Origin of the sequence: Streptococcus sp. HMSC34B10 (assembly GCF_001839505.1) — a bacterium.
GTDB lineage: Bacteria > Bacillota > Bacilli > Lactobacillales > Streptococcaceae > Streptococcus > Streptococcus peroris.
The window spans coordinates 24,909-43,210 of sequence record NZ_KV841556.1; the positions used below are offsets into that span (position 1 = coordinate 24,909).

An 18,302-nucleotide genomic window follows, 5' to 3' on the forward strand; every position below is an offset into this window, starting at 1 on the left:
AAAGAAAAAGAGGATAGAAATCATGATTTTTGATACACATACCCACTTGAATGTGGAAGAATTTTCAGGAAGAGAAGCAGAAGAAATAGCCTTAGCCGCTGAAATGGGCGTGACGCGAATGAATATTGTTGGTTTTGACAAACCGACCATTGAGCGTGCTTTAGAATTGGTGGACAAGTATGACCAACTCTATGCGACAATTGGATGGCATCCAACAGAGGCAGGAGATTATACAGAGGATATTGAGAATTACTTGCTAGAAAAACTAAAACATCCAAAAGTTGTTGCCTTGGGTGAGATTGGTTTGGACTATCACTGGATGACAGCGCCTAAAGAAGTTCAAGAGAAGGTTTTCCGTCGTCAGATTCAGCTATCAAAGAAAATGGACTTGCCTTTTGTAGTTCATACCCGTGATGCGCTAGAAGATACCTATGAGATTATTAAGAGTGAGGGCGTTGGTCCACGTGGCGGCATCATGCATTCCTTTTCAGGTTCTTTGGAGTGGGCTGAGAAGTTTGTGGAGCTTGGCATGACTATTTCATTTTCTGGAGTGGTGACCTTCAAGAAGGCAACAGATATTCAAGAGGCTGCTAAAGAGTTACCTTTGGATAAGATTTTGGTAGAAACGGATGCCCCTTACCTGGCTCCTGTTCCTAAACGTGGTCGTGAAAACAAGACAGCTTACACGCGCTATGTAGTGGACTTTATTGCAGACTTGCGTGGCGTGTCAACAGAAGAATTAGCTGCTGCAACCAGTGCCAATGCAGAACGAATCTTTGGATTGGAACGTAAATCATGAAAGAGAAAATTTCCCAAGTCATCGTAGTCGAAGGACGGGATGATACAGCCAATCTTAAACGTTATTTTGATGTGGAGACCTATGAGACTCGTGGCTCGGCTATCAATGAACAGGACCTTGAACGAATCCAACGTCTACACCAACGTCATGGGGTGATTGTCTTTACAGATCCAGATTTTAACGGTGAACGCATTCGTCGTATAATTATGACGGCCATTCCAACGGTACAGCATGCCTTTCTCAAGAGAGATGAGGCTGTTCCTAAATCTAAGTCCAAGGGACGTTCTTTGGGGATTGAACACGCTAGCTACGAAGACTTGAAAACAGCACTAGAACAAGTCACAGATCAGTTTGAAGTAGAAAGTGACTTTGATATTAGCCGTAGTGACTTGATTCGATTAGGGTTTCTAGCTGGAGCAGACAGCCGAAAACGCAGAGAATATCTAGGAGAAAGCCTTCGTATTGGTTATTCCAATGGGAAACAACTTCTCAAGCGTTTGGAATTATTTGGCATCCGTTTAGCTGAAGTTGAAGATGCCATGAAATCTTATGAGGATTGAGAAACTCCCCAAAATGTAAGGGGAATATGATACAATAGAAGTAATCATAAACGGTTTAATCAGGCTTGCTTGCAAGCATTAGAAAAGTGACTCCATAGGCTTTGTGCTAAGTGGAGACAATGAGGAAAAGTTATGGGAATATTTGATTTTTTAAAAAAGACAGAAGCAACAAAAACAACTGAAATAACTGAATCAAATAAGGAAGCAGAAGAGGCGAAAGGCAATGCTTGTTTGGGAGTTCTAGGATTTTTCCCAATGGAAGAAAAGGGGGAACTCTTAATTGCTGCCAACCTAGAAGGAAGTTTGAAGGTTGGTGATTGTCTCCAGTTTTGTAATCCTGATCAGGGGATGGATGCTCTTGGTTCAGTAGTCGTGAAAAAACTTTCCTGCCATAAAGAGGATGTAGAAGCTCTAAACGACGAAGAACTGGTCTATCTAGAAGTTGATAAGGTTCCTTCCTTGGATAAACTGAAAAAGGGAAGTGTGCTCTATAGTCAGGGAGTCGAAGAGGAAAAACGTTCATCTACTTATGGATATGCTCTTTACCGAGCTTTTGTGACTATCCAAGAAGGTAAAGTAGGTGATGAGGACTATCAGGCACTTAGTCTTGAGGATAGCATTGAGATTCTACAAGCCTTTTTATGGGATTGCCGTCAAAATCAGGAAACTGAAAGTGAAGAAAGTTATCAAGCTAACACCCGCAAGTTGGAGCGACTAGCAGAAATTGTCAAGGATAAGTTATTAGCAGCAGATTCGATTTATGCAGTTTATTCGGAAAAAACAGGTGAACCCTATCTTTTTTCAACTACCTATGACAGAGGAGAAGAAGGGTATCTCTGTACAGACCCGATGATCATGCTTTTTACACCACGTTGGTATCACCAATTTAAGGAAACCATTGATAGCCGTCCAAATTCATTGGTAAAACTGATTGAAAATACAGCAGATAAAAAAGGGATTGAAAATTTCCTTGGGACAGCCTTTTACTTAAACGGAGCTTTAGGAGCAACCTTTAATACCAAGGAAGTCAGCATCAGTGCTTCTGCTTTGGTTCAGAAACCAGATTTTTCGAACCTACCAGAGATACAAGTTCCTGTTATGAATCCGGATATTGTAAGGTGGATGCTGTTGATGGGGCAGATGGATAAGCCCACGACAGAAGACGAAGAAGTCATATATAAGCTCTATTATAAATTCTTTTCAGTAGCCATGCCAAAAGCCAAACTCCTCATTCCTTTAAATGCTACTTCAGGTTTCCCAGATAAGAATCAGGGAGTCAACTCCTTTGTATTGAAAGAAGACGCCAAGTTCAGCATTCCAGTTAGAGAAGGAAAAGATGGCCGAAACTCCGTGCAGGTATTTACTGATTGGAAACGTCTGAGAATGGTCTTTGATGAACAGTGGAACGGCATGATTGAAGAAGCAGGCGGGATGATTGCCTCTTTTGACTATGCTATCAATGCAACTGAGTATTATAAGGCAGGTGCCTATGTCAGTGAAAAGACATTTAGAGAGATGCAAAAGCTTAGTGAGGAGCTAGAAGGAAGAACTCAAGATTAGGAAGTTACTTTGCATAAAAAAATGTAAAATTTTTCAATTCTTGCTTGAACTACTAGATATCTTCAAAGATTTTGAAAGGGAACGATATGGCAAATAGAAGCTATATTTATTTAAAAAACGGGGATGAAACTCGTATTCTAACAGAGGGAATTTACACGATACCCTATTTTTGGCAATTGTTTTGGGATGAAGAAGATTTAAGAGCTCCCATTTCTCTCTGGAAAACAGCAGAAAAACTCGAAGAAGATGAAGAGCAAGCAGAAAAGTTTTATCAAGAGCAGAATGTAGATATTTTGCTTCCTATTGAGAAATTTCAGCAACATGCCCTCCAAAATCGCTCTTTTTTAGAAGAAAATGCCCCGCAAGCCTTGCAACTATATGATGCCTTTGTTCGCTATATTCTTGCAAATGTCAAAGACGGTGATGTGCTTGGATTTGATGTTTTAGAAGTTATCTTTATGGATCAAGTATCTACAGCTTCTGATAAACTGTTAAAAAACATACGAGCTATTCGAGAAAATCAACCAAAAGATTTGGACTTTTCTCTAACGGATAAGAACATAATCGGCCTTGCTATGGGGTTTCCTGATTATTATGCCTCAGAATTATTGCCAAAAGACAATATTCTAGCCTCAGTCGCCTATCAAGATGAATTGAATAAAACGAACCCTCAAGATGATAAGCAAGGAGACGATTTGACTGGAGCCGATACAAAAGCGAACAAGTGGAGGAATGGTATAGTATATTTATTTATACTTGCACTAGTAATTAGGTTGATTTTTTATATGATGGTTAAGAGATAGAAAAGAGAATACATGAGAATTGCAGATTATAGCGTGACCAAGGCAGTGCTGGAGCGTCACGGTTTTACCTTTAAAAAATCCTTCGGGCAAAATTTCTTGACCGATACCAATATCCTTCAAAAAATTGTGGATACGGCTGAAATTGATGACCAGGTCAATGTCATCGAGATTGGGCCAGGGATTGGTGCCCTGACTGAGTTTTTAGCTGAGCGTGCGGCCCAAGTCATGGCCTTTGAGATTGACCACCGTTTGGTACCAATTCTGGCAGATACCCTGCGTGATTTTGACAATGTGACCGTAGTCAACGAGGACATTCTAAAAGTTGACCTAGCGCAACATATCCAGAATTTTAAAAACCCTGACCTGCCTATTAAGGTAGTAGCCAACTTGCCTTACTATATCACGACTCCTATTCTCATGCACTTGATTGAAAGTGGCATTCCTTTTAGTGAGTTTGTGGTAATGATGCAAAAAGAAGTGGCAGATCGTATCTCTGCTAAGCCAAATACCAAGGCATACGGCAGCTTGTCGATTGCAGTTCAGTATTACATGACAGCCAAGGTTGCCTTTATCGTACCTCGTACGGTCTTTGTACCAGCGCCAAATGTGGACTCAGCTATCCTGAAAATGGTACGCCGTCCAGAACCTGCGGTAGCAGTAAAAGACGAGAACTTCTTCTTTAAGGTTTCCAAGGCTAGTTTTACCCATCGTCGCAAGACCTTGTGGAATAACTTGACAGGCTACTTTGGCAAGACTGATGAAGTCAAGGATAAGTTGACCAAGGCTCTGGACCAAGCAGGTCTGTCGCCATCTGTGCGTGGTGAAGCTCTTGGCTTAGAAGAATTTGCCAGTCTAGCCGATGCGCTTAAAGGACAAGGACTCTAAGATGCAAGGACAAATCATTAAAGCCTTGGCCGGCTTCTACTATGTGGAGAGTGATGGTCAGATTTATCAAACACGCGCGCGTGGAAATTTTCGTAAAAAAGGTCATACCCCCTATGTTGGAGATTGGGTAGATTTTTCTGCGGAGGAAAATTCCGAAGGTTATATTCTCAAGATTCACGAGCGAAAAAATAGTCTGGTTCGTCCACCCATTGTCAATATTGACCAAGCCGTTGTCATTATGTCCGTTAAAGAGCCGGATTTTAATAGCAATTTGCTGGATCGCTTCTTGGTTCTCTTAGAACATAAGGGCATTCATCCTATCATCTATATTTCCAAAATGGACTTACTGGAAGATGGGGGAGAACTGGATTTTTACGAGCAGACCTACCACGCTATTGGTTATGACTTTGTGACTAGTAAAGAGGAACTCTTGCCTCTGTTGACAGATAAAGTGACAGTCTTTATGGGGCAGACAGGTGTTGGAAAGTCAACTCTCCTCAATAAAATCGCACCAGATCTCAATCTAGAGACGGGTGAAATCTCAGATAGTCTGGGGCGCGGTCGTCATACCACTCGAGCTGTTAGTTTTTACAATCTCAATGGTGGAAAAATCGCAGACACACCAGGTTTTTCATCGCTAGATTATGAAGTATCGACGTCAGAAGACCTGAATCAGGCCTTTCCAGAGCTTGCCTCTGTCAGCCGAGACTGTAAGTTCCGTAGCTGTACTCATACTCATGAGCCATCTTGCGCGGTTAAGCTAGCAGTAGAAGAAGGTACCATTGCTACCTTCCGTTTTGATAACTATCTACAATTCCTCAGTGAGATTGAAAATCGCAGAGAAACCTATAAAAAAGTTAGTAAAAAAATTCCAAAATAAGGAGAATCCCATGTCACAATACAAGATTGCTCCGTCAATTTTGGCAGCAGATTATGCCAACTTTGAACGTGAAATCAAACGTCTAGAAGCAACTGGGGCAGAATATGCCCATATCGATATCATGGATGGTCACTTTGTGCCACAAATCAGTTTTGGGGCAGGTGTAGTTGAAAGTCTTCGTCCTCATAGCAGGATGGTCTTTGACTGCCACTTGATGGTCTCTAACCCTGAACATCATCTAGAGGATTTTGCGCGTGCAGGGGCAGATATCATCAGCATTCATGTTGAAGCAATACATCATATCCATGGCGCTCTTCAAAAGATTCGTTCTTTGGGAGTGAAACCTTCAGTTGTTATCAATCCTGGAACACCTGTTGAAGCTATTAAGCATGTCCTTCACCTAGTTGACCAAGTATTAGTCATGACGGTTAACCCTGGATTTGGTGGGCAAGCCTTTCTGCCAGAAACTATGGACAAGGTTCGTGAGTTGGTTGCCCTACGCGAGAAAAAAGGCTTGAATTTTGAAATTGAAGTGGATGGCGGGATTGATGACCAGACCATTGCTCAAGCCAAAGAAGCTGGTGCTACAGTCTTTGTAGCAGGGTCCTATGTCTTTAAGGGAGATGTCAATGAACGAGTGCAAGCTCTCAGAAAACAACTGGACTAACGTTGCAGTTTTTGCAGGCGGAGATCGCGGTCACTATCGGACAGATTTTGACTGCTTTGTCGGTGTGGATCGAGGCTCACTTTGGGTACTAGAGGAAAACCTTCCTCTTGCTATTGCGGTTGGGGATTTTGATTCTGTGACTGTAGAAGAACGCCAAGTAATTAAAAAATGTGCTCAGTACTTTATTCAAGCCCAGCCAGAAAAGGATGATACAGATCTGGAACTGGCACTTTTAACGATTTTTGAACAAAATCCTCAAGCTCAGGTCACTATTTTTGGTGCACTAGGTGGTCGTATTGACCATATGCTGGCTAATGTCTTTCTGCCTAGCAATCCTAAATTGGCACCCTTTATGCGTCAAATAGAGATTGAGGATGAGCAAAATTTGATTCGTTACTGTCCAGAAGGAACCAGTCAACTTGAACCACGTTCGGACTATGATTACCTTGCTTTTATGCCTGTGAGGGATAGTCAGTTGACCATTATCGGAGCCAAGTACGAACTGACTGAGGAGAATTTTTTCTTTAAGAAAGTTTACGCTTCTAACGAATATATAAATAGGGAAGTTTCGGTGACTTGCCCAGATGGCTATGTAGTCGTGCTGCATAGCAAGGACAGGAGATAGGATGGAGATTATATTACTACTGTTACTAATTGCTAACCTAGCCGGCCTCGTTCTCATTTGGCAAAGGCAGGACAAGCAGGAGAAATATCTGACCAAGAGCTTAGAAGACCAGGCAGATAACCTATCAGACCAGTTGGATTATCGCTTTAAGCAAGCCAGACAGTCTAGTCAGCTTGACCAAAAAAATCTTGAAGTGGCTGTCAGTGACCGTTTGCAGGAGGTGCGAATCGAATTGCACCAAGGTCTGACTCAGGTTCGGCAAGAGATGAATGAGAACCTCCTCCAAACCAGAGATAAGACCGACCAACGCCTCCAAGCCTTGCAAGAATCAAATGAGCAACGTTTAGAGCAGATGCGCCAAACGGTTGAGGAAAAGCTAGAAAAAACCTTGCAGACACGTTTGCAAGCCTCCTTCGAGACAGTTTCTAAACAGTTGGAGTCTGTCAATCGAGGTCTGGGAGAAATGCAAACTGTTGCGCGAGATGTTGGTGCGCTAAATAAAGTTCTTTCCGGAACTAAGACCCGAGGTATTCTAGGAGAATTGCAACTGGGACAGATTATTGAAGATATCATGACGCCTGCCCAGTATGAACGAGAATTTGCAACGGTTGAAAATTCGAGTGAGCGAGTTGAGTACGCCATCAAGTTGCCTGGCCAAGGTGACCAGGAATATGTTTATCTACCAATTGACTCTAAGTTTCCACTGGCAGCTTATTACCGCCTGGAAGAAGCCTATGAGGCAGGTGATAAGGATGAAATCGAAAATTGTCGCAAATCTCTCCAAACGAGCATCAAGCGTTTTGCCAAAGATATCAAGAGCAAGTACATCGCACCACCAAGGACGACCAATTTTGGAGTCTTGTTTGTTCCGACAGAAGGTCTCTACTCAGAAATCGTTCGAAATCCGATTTTCTTTGATGATTTGAGACGGGAGGAGCAGATTATTGTTGCGGGACCAAGTACCTTGTCAGCCCTTCTTAACTCCCTATCAGTTGGCTTCAAGACTCTGAATATCCAAAAGAGTGCGGACCATATTAGTCAGACTCTAGCCAATGTCAAAACTGAATTTGGCAAGTTCGGAGGCATTCTGGTCAAGGCACAAAAACATCTCCAACATGCCTCTGGCAACATTGATGAATTGTTAAACCGTCGTACTACAGCTATCGAGCGGACGCTCCGTCATATTGAGTTATCGGAAGATGAGCCTACGCTTGACTTACTCCAGTTCCAAGAAGATGAGGAAGAATATGAAGATTAGTCACATGAAAAAAGATGAACTGTTCGAGGGCTTTTACCTAATCAAATCAGCCGACCTGAGACAAACACGTGCCGGAAAGAATTACCTAGCCTTTACTTTTCAAGATGATAGTGGGGAAATTGAAGGAAAACTCTGGGATGCCCAACCTCATAATGTAGAGGCTTTTACTGCAGGGAAAGTTGTTCACATGCAGGGACGTCGTGAGGTGTACAACAACACTCCACAGGTTAATCAAATCACCCTTCGATTACCTCAGCCTGGCGAACCTAGTGATCCAGCAGATTTCAAGGTTAAATCCCCAGTAGATGTCAAAGAAATCCGTGAGTATATGTCACAGATGATTTTCAAAATCGAAAATCCCATTTGGCAACGAATCGTCCGGAGTCTTTACACTAAATATGATAAGGAATTCTACTCCTATCCGGCCGCTAAGACTAATCATCATGCCTTTGAAAGTGGTTTGGCTTATCACACAGCGACTATGGTTCGCTTAGCAGATGCAATTGGTGATATCTATCCTCAGCTCAACAAAAGTCTTCTTTATGCGGGCATTATGTTACATGATCTGGCTAAGGTTATTGAGTTGAGTGGGCCTGAGCAGACAGAATATACCGTTAGAGGAAACCTTTTAGGTCATATTTCGCTAATAGATAGCGAAATCATCAAAACTGTTATGGAACTTGGCATTGACGATACTCGAGAAGAAGTAGTGCTCTTGCGTCACGTCATTCTCAGCCACCACGGTTTGCTCGAGTATGGTAGTCCTGTTCGCCCACGTGTGATGGAGGCAGAAATTATTCATATGATTGACAATTTGGACGCCAGTATGATGATGATGACGACAGCTCTTGGGTTAGTGGATGAAGGAGAAATGACCAATAAGGTCTTTGCTATGGACAATCGTTCCTTCTACAAGCCGAAATTAGACTAGAAACTAAAAAATGGACTTTATTTGAGTAATAAAGTTCGTTTTTTCTCATGATTGTGATATAATAGAAAAAATATGAAATGAATGGAACGGTAAAAAAATAATGAAATTAAGACGAAGTGATAGGATGGTTGTGATTTCAAATTACCTGATCAACAACCCCTATAAACTAACAAGTCTCAATACCTTTGCGGAAAAGTATGAATCTGCTAAATCTTCGATTTCAGAAGATATTGTCATTATCAAGCGAGCCTTTGAAGAAATTGAAATCGGCCATATCCAGACAGTTACAGGTGCTGGTGGTGGAGTTATTTTCACACCATCAATCTCCACCCTCGAATCAAAAACAATTATCGAAGAGCTTCGCGATAAACTTTCAGAGAGCGACCGTATTCTTCCAGGTGGCTATATCTATTTATCTGATCTACTTAGTACCCCAGCTATTTTAAAAAATATTGGTCGTATTATTGCTAAGAGTTTTATGGATCAAAAGATTGATGCTGTTATGACTGTTGCAACAAAAGGGGTACCTCTTGCAAATGCTGTCGCAAATGTTCTCAACGTACCATTTGTAATTGTCCGTCGTGACTTGAAAATCACTGAGGGTTCAACTGTTAGTGTCAACTACGTTTCAGGTTCTAGTGATCGTATTGAAAAAATGTTCCTTTCAAAACGTAGCCTCAAAGCAGGAAGCCGTGTCTTGATTGTCGATGACTTCTTGAAGGGTGGAGGAACCATTAACGGGATGATCAGCCTTTTAGCAGAGTTTGATTCAGAGTTAGCTGGAGTAGCCGTCTTTGCTGATAATGCGCAAGAAGATCGTGAACAACAGTTTGACTATAAATCCCTCTTGAAAGTCACAAATATTGATGTGAAGAACCAACAAATTGCTGTTGAAGTCGGAAATATTTTTGACTCAGTAAAATAAGAATTGACTTAAAATACAAAGGTTGGAACTTTCGTCCCAGCCTTTCTTTAGTAAAGGATATAAAGGAGTCCTATGAAAACACCATTTATAAATCGTGAAGCTTTAGAAAAAATCGTTCAAGAATTTCCAACTCCTTTTCATCTTTACGATGAAAAAGGAATTCGAGAAAAGGCGCGTGTAGTAAACAAAGCCTTCTCCTGGAATAAGGGATTTAAAGAATATTTTGCAGTTAAGGCTACCCCAAATCCAACTATTTTAAAAATCTTACAAGAAGAGGGATGTGGAGTTGATTGTTCCAGTTATGTAGAATTGTTAATGAGTCATAAACTCGGTTTTTCAGGTTCTGAGATGATGTTCTCATCTAACAATACTCCCGATAGAGAATACACTTATGCACATGAATTGGGTGCAACTATCAACCTCGATGCGTTTGAGGATATTGAACATTTAGAGCGTGCTGCGGGAATCCCAGAAGTGATTTCTTGTCGCTATAATCCTGGTGGAGTATTTGAACTAGGAACAGATATCATGGATAATCCTGGTGAAGCAAAGTTTGGGATGACCAAGCAACAGCTCTTTGATGCCTATAAAATTCTAAAGGATAAGGGTGCCAAAAGATTTGGACTTCATTCCTTCCTAGCTTCCAATACAGTTACGCATCTTTACTACCCGGAGTTAGCGCGTCAATTATTTGAGTTAGCTGTTGAGGTTAAAGAAAAATTAGGAATATCACTTGAATTTATCAACTTATCTGGAGGTATTGGAGTCAATTACCGACCAGAGCAAGAGCCTAATGATATTGCTTTGATTGGTGAAGGAGTTCGCCAGGTTTATGAAGAGGTTTTGACACCAGCAGGCCTTGGTCAAGTCAAAATCTTCACAGAATTAGGACGCTTTATGCTAGCGCCTCATGGTGTATTGGTTACAAGAGTTACCCATAAAAAGAAAACCTATCGTACTTATCTCGGAGTAGATGCCTCAGCTGTCAATCTGATGAGACCAGCTATGTATGGTGCTTATCATCACATTACAAATATGATGCATCCAGATGGTCAGACTGAAGTGGTAGACGTAGTTGGTTCACTTTGTGAAAATAATGATAAATTTGCCGTCAATCGCGAACTTCCACATACAGAAATTGGTGATTTATTAGTGATTCATGACACAGGCGCCCATGGGTTCTCTATGGGTTACCAGTACAATGCGAAACTTCGTTCGGCAGAGATTCTCTATACCGAAGAAGGAAAAGCCAAGGAGATTCGTCGAGCAGAGCGCCCAGAAGATTATTTTGCGACCTTGTATGGGTTTAATTTTAACAAAGAATAGAAAAATTTTTGAAAATCATGAAAGTTGAAAGTGAAAAACAGATTGTTTTCTAAAAAATAGACAAAATCTATTGTTTTTCCTTTCAAGCGTGATATAATAAAATTATAAAACGGTTTCAAGGAAGGTAACGCTATGTCAGAAGAAACAATTGACTACGGACAAGTGACAGGAATGGTGCATTCGACAGAGAGTTTTGGGGCGGTAGATGGTCCTGGGATTCGTTTTATTGTCTTTTTGCAGGGCTGTCAGATGCGTTGCCAATACTGCCATAACCCAGATACTTGGGCAATGGAAACCAATAAGTCTCGTGTGCGCACAGTGGATGATGTTCTAGAAGAAGCGCTTCGTTACCGCGGATTCTGGGGGGACAAGGGTGGTATTACAGTCAGTGGGGGAGAAGCTCTTCTCCAAATCGATTTCTTGATTGCCCTCTTTACAAAGGCAAAAGAAAAAGGCATCCACTGTACCTTAGATACCTGTGCTCTACCTTTTCGTAACAAGCCACGCTATCTTGAAAAATTTGATAAATTAATGGCTGTGACTGATTTGGTTCTTCTTGATATTAAAGAAATTAATGATGCTCAGCATAGAATTGTAACTAGTCAAAGTAACAAAACCATTCTAGCTTGTGCTCAGTATCTTTCAGATATTGGAAAACCTGTCTGGATTCGTCACGTTCTTGTACCTGGATTGACCGACCGAGATGAGGATTTGATTGAACTTGGTAAGTTTGTGAAAACTCTCAAGAACGTTGATAAGTTTGAGATTTTGCCTTACCATACTATGGGTGAGTTCAAGTGGCGTGAACTCGGGATTCCATATTCGCTCGAAGGTGTTAAACCGCCGACGAAAGAACGAGTCAAGAACGCTAAAGAATTGATGGATACAGAAAGTTATCAAGACTACATGAAACGTGTACATGGATAAAAAAAGAGGTTGGAGTAAAGCTATCCAACCTCTTTTGTGAATATGTTTGAAACAATTATAGGATGACCTGTTTTCTATTATTGTTCACAATGAAAATGAAAAGGGCCTAGCAATTAATTGCTAGGCCCTTTTTGGAACTAACCTATCTAGAACGTTGTTTTCCAGAATTTCGTTTATTATTTTTCTTCTTAGTTGGAATGCCAGCAGGTTGCTGAGGGGTTACATCTTTACGAGCGCCTGAAGTTTTGCTTGCTTTTGGTGGATTCTTCGCAAATTCTTCGCGTACTTTTTTACGAAGTTTTGGACGAATCAGATAGTTAATGATAAATTGTTGGAAAATCATGATAATACCACCAACAACAAAGTAAAGTGTTACACTGGCTGGTGAGAAGATTGAAAACATGACAATCATCAACGGACTCATGTAAATCATCTTTTTAAGCTGCTCTCTTTGAGTCTCGTCTTCAACTCCGTGTAGAGAAAGAAGTGATTGGAGATAGTAGAGAACACCTGCGCAGGCAAGAAGAATCCAACTTGGAGAACCGAGTGCAATTCCCATGAAGCTAGCTTCAGAAACACCTTCTGTATGTTGAGCAGCAAAGTAGATAGCCGAGAAGAATGGCAATTGAATGAGGATAGGGAAACATCCTACACCACCAAGCATACTAATGCCGTGCTCTTTTTGAGCAGCAAAGAGAGCTTGTTGGGCTTCGAGTTTTTCTTCTTGAGTTGTTGCCTCTTTCAGACGAGTCTGATGTGGTTCAAGGACGTCTTTGAGAGCATTCATCTTTTCAGAATGAAGGGTTGCCTTCCATGATTGGTAGATACCGAGTGGAAGGATAAGCAAGCGAACGATAATGGTTACGACAATAATAGCGACTCCAAATCCTAACCCTTTATCAGTAGCGAGGTACTTGATAGCTTCTCCCATCGGAGCGCCTAAGAACTCCCAAACGGGACCAGTTGGCTGACCTGTTGCTTTATCAATCTGAACGCAACCTGTCAAGACTAATAGCATAGCAACTCCCATGATAGAGAGAGCGATTCGTTTAATTGATTTCACAGTAATTATTCCTTTTTTTAATTGATACCTTTCTATTCTACTGTTTTTTTGGAAAATATACAATAGTTCTAGAGACCTAATTTGCGATTTTGAAGTCAGAGTAGGAAGGAAAGTTGCTCAATTGGACATCGAGATAGGTCACTTTTGAGAAAGGAGTTGGTCCTTTTCGGATCTCTTGGATGAACTTAGCCATGATAGCAGAGGATTCTGCTTGGGCTAAAATTTCGACAGTTCCATCATCATTATTCCAGACACGACCAGTAATACCACCCAATTCCAGAGCGAGTCTATAGACACCCCAACGGAAACCAACCCCTTGAACCCGTCCTTGGGCTATCATCTTCACCTTTTGCATACCAAACCTCCTTGATTGTGTTATAATATCTTTATGACTATTATAACCTCAAAAGCCAATTCTGTGGTGAAAAATGCTAAAAAATTGCATCAAAAAAAATATCGAAAGTCTTCTTATTTAATTGAAGGATGGCATTTATTTGAAGAGGCGGTACAAGCTGGAGCTAGGATTGAAAAAATCTTTGCTTTAGCGGAACATGGGGAAAAACTAACTGACTATCCCCAGACCGTATTTGTGACAGAAGAAATCTTGCTTGATTTGGCAGATTCACAAACTCCTCAGGGCATTGTAGCCATTGTTCAAAAGGAAGAGGAGCAGATGCCAGATTTGACTTCAGGGAAATATCTCTGTTTGGAAGATGTACAGGATCCAGGAAATGTTGGCACAATGATCCGAACGGCAGATGCAGCAGGTTTTTCTGGAGTCGTCGTTTCAAGCAAGTCAGCAGATATTTACAGCTTGAAGACTCTCCGATCCATGCAGGGCAGTCATTTTCATGTACCGATTTATCGGGTGCCTGTTGGAATTTTTGTTGAAGAGGCTAAAAAGGGCAATTTACCAATTCTGGCAACTACCTTATCTCAAGAGTCCAAGGATTATCGTGAACTTGCTAGGCTAGAAAACTTCGCCTTGGTCATGGGAAATGAAGGACAAGGGATTAGTCCATTCATGGTGGAGCAGGCTGATCAACTGGTTCACATCAGCATGAAAGGGCAGGCGGAAAGCCTCAATGTAGCGGTTGCTGCAGGGATACTCATGTTTTATTTGAGTTAAATTATTTTATTTTTGTTATAATCTATAAAAAAGAATAGAAATAAAGGAGAATAAATATGAATCAAACAATTATTCAAGAACGTTCTGGATTGAATCAATTTTATGCGAAAGTCTATAGTTTTGTTGGCTTGGGAATTGCTTTATCCGCAATTGTTTCAGCCTTAATGCTGACAACCTTCCAAGATTTACTTGTTCAACTGATGCTTAACGCCCGCATATGGTTAATCGTAACAGGAATTGTTGAAGTTGCTCTAGTGATTTTTGCGAGTGGCTTAGCAGCAAAGAATAGCCCTGCTACACTTCCAATGTTTTTGCTATATTCAGTGGTAAATGGTTTCTCACTCAGTTTCATTGTGTCACTATATCTTCCTGGTACGGTTTTAACAGCCTTTATCTCCAGTGCAGCCCTCTTCTTTGTCATGGCCATTATTGGAGTCGTGATTAAGAAGGATTTGAGTGGAATCGGTCGTGCTTTGATTGCAGCCCTATTTGGTTTGATACTAGCCATGGTTGTCAATATCTTCTTAAATAGTGGCTTTATGGACTACATTATTAGTATTGTTATGGTCATTGTTTTTGCAGGTTTAATCGCTTGGGATAATCAAAAAATTCGTTATATTTACGAAGAGTCAGATGGTCAGGTTGCTACAGGTTGGGCAGTTGCTTTAGCTCTTAGCCTATATCTTGATTTTATCAACCTCTTCCTTAGTTTCTTACGTATTTTCGGAAGTGATGATTAAAACTTTAAGAGCTCGATTGAGCTCTTTTTTACTTTTTACTTTCAATTTTATCATCAAAAAGGTATAATCTTTTTATTATTCAAAAGGAGGGGCATATGAAAAAGAGTTTTATTCATCAGCAAGAAGAGATTTCATTTGTAAAAAATACCTTTACTCAATATTTAAAAGATAAGTTAGGAGTCGTTGAAGTTCAAGGTCCAATCCTCAGTAAGGTTGGGGACGGGATGCAGGATAATCTTTCAGGGATTGAACACCCTGTATCTGTTAAGGTCTTGCAAATCCCAAATGAAACTTACGAAGTAGTTCATTCATTAGCCAAATGGAAACGTCATACCCTTGCGCGTTTCGGTTTCGGAGAAGGAGAAGGTCTCTTCGTACATATGAAGGCTCTTCGTCCAGATGAAGATTCATTAGATGCGATTCATTCTGTTTATGTTGATCAATGGGACTGGGAAAAAGTGATTCCAAATGGGCAACGAAATATTGCTTATCTAAAAGAAACTGTTGAGAAGATTTATAAGGCCGTTCGTTTAACAGAGCTTGCAGTAGAAGCTCGTTATGACATTGAGTCTGTCCTTCCAAAACAAATTACTTTTATTCATACCGAAGAGTTGGTGGAACGTTATCCAGATTTGACTCCGAAAGAGCGTGAAAATGCTGTCTGTAAAGAATTTGGAGCTGTGTTCTTGATTGGTATTGGTGGCGTCTTGCCGGATGGGAAACCTCATGATGGGCGTGCACCAGACTATGATGACTGGACAACAGAATCTGAAAATGGATATAAGGGACTAAACGGAGATATTCTTGTTTGGAATGAAGCTCTTGGGGGCGCGTTTGAACTATCTTCTATGGGGATTCGTGTCGATGAAGAAACTCTTCGTCGCCAAGTAGCCATTACAGGTGATGAGGATCGCTTAGAGTTGGAATGGCATAAAGCTCTCTTAAATGGCCTTTTCCCTTTGACAATTGGTGGAGGAATTGGACAATCTCGTATGGCCATGTTCTTACTTCGTAAGAAACATATCGGTGAAGTTCAAACTAGTGTTTGGCCACAAGAAGTCAGAGATACTTACGATAACATTCTTTAAACAATCGAACCGTAAGGTTCGATTTTCTTTTTTTTATCAGAATTTGGTATAATAGACGGTATGAAAATTGTATCTGGATTTTACGGAGGGCGCCCTTTAAAGACGCTAGAGGGAAAAACGACTAGACCAACATCGGACAAGGTTAGAGGAGCGATTTTTAATATGATTGGCCCCTACTTTGATGGTGGCCGTGTTCTGGATCTTTATGCTGGAAGTGGTGGTCTATCCATCGAAGCAGTCTCAAGAGGAATGTCGAGTGCAGTTCTGGTCGAGAAAGATCGTCGAGCCCAGAACATCGTTGCAGAAAATATAGGGATGACCAAAGAAACCTCTAAGTTTCAACTATTAAAAATGGAGTCTAGCCGTGCTTTGGAACAAGTAAGTGGCGTCTTTGATCTCATTTTTTTGGATCCTCCTTATGCCAAGGAACAGATTGCGTCTGACATTGAAAAAATGGCGGAGAGAAATCTTTTTTCAGAAGATGTCATGGTGGTATGTGAGACCGATAAAACAGTAGAACTTCCAGAAGAGATTGCTTGTTTGGGTATTTGGAAGCAAAAAATATATGGAATTAGTAAGGTGACGGTTTATGTCAGATAAAATTGGGTTGTTCACGGGTTCGTTTGATCCGATGACTACTGGGCACTTGGATATTATTGAACGTGCAAGTAAATTCTTTGATAAATTATATGTAGGAATTTTTTATAATCCAAACAAAAATGGATTTTTACCGATAGAAAGTCGGCTAGAGACGGTTGAAAAAGCGGTGGGACACCTAAAAAATGTCCAAGTCATTGCCTCTCATGATGAATTAGTCGTTGATGTTGCTAGAAAACTGGGTGTCCATGTTCTTGTTCGTGGTTTGCGTAACGCTGCGGATCTTCAGTATGAAGCCAGTTTTGATTTTTACAATCATCAATTAGTAGGAGAGATTGAGACAGTCTATCTCCATAGTCGCCCAGAGCATGTTTACATCAGCTCTTCAGCTGTGAGAGAACTATTGAAATTTGGTCAAGATATCAGTAAGTATGTGCCAAATGCTGTCCTAGAGGAGTTAAAGAATGAAGAGAAAGACTAGATGGCCCATATATCTAATTATTGGCCTCATTATCACTTTTATAGCTTTTACGGTGCCACTGCCTTATTACATTGAGGTTCCAGGAACTGCAGAGGATATTCGAAAAGTCTTATTGGTCAATAATCAACCTGACCAAGAGGAGGGGTCCTACCAATTTGTGACGGTTGGAGTTAAACATGCCAGGCTGGTTGACTTGATGTATGCCTGGTTAACACCATTTACGGACATACATAGCGCCAAAGAGATGACAGGTGGTTCATCTGATACGGAATTTATGCGAATCAATCAGTTTTATATGGAAACTTCGCAAAATATGGCTAAATATCAAGGTCTAAAGACAGCGGGTAAGGAAATAGAACTCAAATATTTGGGGGTCTATGTTTTGACTGTGACAGATAACTCAACTTTTAAGGGAGTTCTTAATATCGCTGACACCGTGACAGCTGTGAATGATAAGACTTTTGAGAGCTCCAAGGAAATGGTCGACTACGTTAACTCTCAAACGCTAGGTGACAAGGTTAAGGTTACTTACCAAGAAGATGGGAAAGTCAAAACCGCTGAAGGTAAAATCATTACCCTCGAAAATGGGAAAAATGGTATTGGAATCGGTCTGATTGACCGCACAGAAGTATCTAGTGACGTGCCAATCCGTTTCTCAACTGCTGGGATTGGTGGTCCTAGTGCTGGATTGATGTTTAGTTTATCCATCTATACGCAAATTGCAGACCCTACTCTTCGAAATGGGCGTGTCATTGCTGGTACAGGAAGTATCGACAGAGATGGGAATGTAGGTGATATTGGCGGCATCGATAAAAAGGTTGTTTCTGCTGCTAAAAAAGGAGCTACTGTGTTTTTCGCTCCTAATAATCCTGTTTCTGAAGAAGCAAAAAAGGCAAATCCAAACGCTAAAAGTAATTATGACACAGCTGTAGAAGCAGCTGAAATGATTAAAACAGACATGAAGATTGTTCCAGTCAAAACGCTTCAAGATGCGATTGATTACTTGAAAAACAATCCATAATTAAAGTGTGAGCTCATAGACTAGCATAGAAAAAGAG

The 18,302-nt window shown here is 40.9% G+C and carries 21 protein-coding genes; 19 read left to right on the top strand and 2 right to left on the bottom strand.

The genetic code is table 11. The features are described 5' to 3' along the window. Nucleotides 1-22 precede the first annotated feature (22 nt). The 13 genes from HMPREF3237_RS05650 (at nucleotide 23) to pflA (ending at nucleotide 12,146) form a co-directional block, all read left to right on the top strand. Nucleotides 23-799 carry a TatD family hydrolase gene (locus tag HMPREF3237_RS05650; RefSeq protein WP_070889116.1) on the top strand — a complete coding sequence of 259 codons (777 nt, stop codon included), beginning with the start codon at nucleotides 23-25 and terminating at the stop codon, nucleotides 797-799. Beyond that, entirely contained in the window at nucleotides 796-1,359 is a 564-nt protein-coding gene (rnmV, locus tag HMPREF3237_RS05655; RefSeq protein ID WP_070889117.1) for a ribonuclease M5, read from the top strand. Before HMPREF3237_RS05650 ends, rnmV begins: the two co-directional genes overlap by 4 nt. Before the next feature lie 132 nt (nucleotides 1,360-1,491). Next, nucleotides 1,492-2,919 (top strand): hypothetical protein, encoded by a 1,428-nt coding sequence (locus HMPREF3237_RS05660; protein ID WP_070889118.1) that lies wholly within the window; start codon nucleotides 1,492-1,494, stop codon nucleotides 2,917-2,919. An 86-nt stretch (nucleotides 2,920-3,005) separates the two neighbouring features. After that, nucleotides 3,006-3,722, top strand: coding sequence for a dimethyladenosine transferase (locus tag HMPREF3237_RS05665; protein ID WP_070889119.1), 717 nt, complete (start codon nucleotides 3,006-3,008; stop codon nucleotides 3,720-3,722). A gap of 12 nt (nucleotides 3,723-3,734) precedes the next feature. Further along, complete coding sequence (gene rsmA, locus HMPREF3237_RS05670; RefSeq protein WP_006144859.1) at nucleotides 3,735-4,607, top strand: 16S rRNA (adenine(1518)-N(6)/adenine(1519)-N(6))-dimethyltransferase RsmA; 873 nt, start codon at nucleotides 3,735-3,737, stop codon at nucleotides 4,605-4,607. Between the two features lies 1 nt (nucleotide 4,608). Then, nucleotides 4,609-5,487, top strand: coding sequence for a ribosome small subunit-dependent GTPase A (gene rsgA, locus HMPREF3237_RS05675; RefSeq protein ID WP_025168586.1), 879 nt, complete (start codon nucleotides 4,609-4,611; stop codon nucleotides 5,485-5,487). A 10-nt stretch (nucleotides 5,488-5,497) separates the two neighbouring features. Next, nucleotides 5,498-6,154, top strand: a complete 657-nt coding sequence (gene rpe / locus HMPREF3237_RS05680; protein WP_070889120.1) for a ribulose-phosphate 3-epimerase — start codon at nucleotides 5,498-5,500, stop codon at nucleotides 6,152-6,154. After that, complete coding sequence (locus HMPREF3237_RS05685) at nucleotides 6,117-6,779, top strand: thiamine diphosphokinase (RefSeq protein WP_070889121.1); 663 nt, start codon at nucleotides 6,117-6,119, stop codon at nucleotides 6,777-6,779. Before rpe ends, HMPREF3237_RS05685 begins: the two co-directional genes overlap by 38 nt. 1 nt (nucleotide 6,780) lies before the next feature. Beyond that, nucleotides 6,781-8,037: a DNA recombination protein RmuC gene (rmuC, locus tag HMPREF3237_RS05690; RefSeq protein ID WP_070889122.1), complete on the top strand. Its 1,257-nt coding sequence runs from the start codon at nucleotides 6,781-6,783 to the stop codon at nucleotides 8,035-8,037. After that, on the top strand, nucleotides 8,027-8,968 hold the full coding sequence (locus HMPREF3237_RS05695; RefSeq protein ID WP_025168588.1) for a 3'-5' exoribonuclease YhaM family protein: 942 nt from the start codon (nucleotides 8,027-8,029) through the stop codon (nucleotides 8,966-8,968). The genes rmuC and HMPREF3237_RS05695 overlap by 11 nt, the downstream gene beginning before the upstream one ends. Nucleotides 8,969-9,068: 100 nt before the next feature. Beyond that, nucleotides 9,069-9,893 (top strand): pur operon repressor, encoded by an 825-nt coding sequence (gene purR, locus HMPREF3237_RS05700; protein ID WP_006144868.1) that lies wholly within the window; start codon nucleotides 9,069-9,071, stop codon nucleotides 9,891-9,893. Between the two features lie 72 nt (nucleotides 9,894-9,965). Continuing rightward, a complete protein-coding gene (locus tag HMPREF3237_RS05705) occupies nucleotides 9,966-11,219 on the top strand; it encodes a diaminopimelate decarboxylase (RefSeq protein WP_070889123.1) in 1,254 nt (417 codons plus the stop codon). Nucleotides 11,220-11,351: 132 nt separating this feature from the next. Further along, nucleotides 11,352-12,146, top strand: a complete 795-nt coding sequence (gene pflA, locus HMPREF3237_RS05710) for a pyruvate formate-lyase-activating protein (protein WP_006144870.1) — start codon at nucleotides 11,352-11,354, stop codon at nucleotides 12,144-12,146. Between the two features lie 142 nt (nucleotides 12,147-12,288). Here pflA and yidC read toward each other — a convergent pair whose 3' ends face one another. Continuing rightward, nucleotides 12,289-13,209: a membrane protein insertase YidC gene (yidC, locus tag HMPREF3237_RS05715; RefSeq protein ID WP_025168590.1), complete on the bottom strand. Its 921-nt coding sequence runs from the start codon at nucleotides 13,207-13,209 to the stop codon at nucleotides 12,289-12,291. Nucleotides 13,210-13,285: 76 nt separating this feature from the next. Next, a complete protein-coding gene (locus HMPREF3237_RS05720) occupies nucleotides 13,286-13,564 on the bottom strand; it encodes an acylphosphatase (RefSeq protein ID WP_070889124.1) in 279 nt (92 codons plus the stop codon). Nucleotides 13,565-13,597: 33 nt separating this feature from the next. Here HMPREF3237_RS05720 and HMPREF3237_RS05725 point away from each other — a divergent pair, with 33 nt between their 5' ends. From HMPREF3237_RS05725 to HMPREF3237_RS05750, 6 genes are all read left to right on the top strand, one after another. After that, nucleotides 13,598-14,338 (top strand): TrmH family RNA methyltransferase, encoded by a 741-nt coding sequence (locus HMPREF3237_RS05725; protein ID WP_070889125.1) that lies wholly within the window; start codon nucleotides 13,598-13,600, stop codon nucleotides 14,336-14,338. 56 nt (nucleotides 14,339-14,394) lie between these two features. Further along, nucleotides 14,395-15,078, top strand: coding sequence for a Bax inhibitor-1/YccA family protein (locus tag HMPREF3237_RS05730; protein ID WP_070889126.1), 684 nt, complete (start codon nucleotides 14,395-14,397; stop codon nucleotides 15,076-15,078). A gap of 95 nt (nucleotides 15,079-15,173) precedes the next feature. Further along, nucleotides 15,174-16,166: an aspartate--ammonia ligase gene (gene asnA / locus HMPREF3237_RS05735; RefSeq protein ID WP_006144882.1), complete on the top strand. Its 993-nt coding sequence runs from the start codon at nucleotides 15,174-15,176 to the stop codon at nucleotides 16,164-16,166. 60 nt (nucleotides 16,167-16,226) lie between these two features. Beyond that, nucleotides 16,227-16,766: a 16S rRNA (guanine(966)-N(2))-methyltransferase RsmD gene (rsmD, locus tag HMPREF3237_RS05740; protein ID WP_006144883.1), complete on the top strand. Its 540-nt coding sequence runs from the start codon at nucleotides 16,227-16,229 to the stop codon at nucleotides 16,764-16,766. Then, complete coding sequence (gene coaD / locus HMPREF3237_RS05745; RefSeq protein ID WP_006144884.1) at nucleotides 16,756-17,244, top strand: pantetheine-phosphate adenylyltransferase; 489 nt, start codon at nucleotides 16,756-16,758, stop codon at nucleotides 17,242-17,244. Before rsmD ends, coaD begins: the two co-directional genes overlap by 11 nt. Beyond that, entirely contained in the window at nucleotides 17,228-18,265 is a 1,038-nt protein-coding gene (locus HMPREF3237_RS05750) for a SepM family pheromone-processing serine protease (RefSeq protein WP_006144885.1), read from the top strand. Before coaD ends, HMPREF3237_RS05750 begins: the two co-directional genes overlap by 17 nt. Nucleotides 18,266-18,302 lie beyond the last annotated feature (37 nt).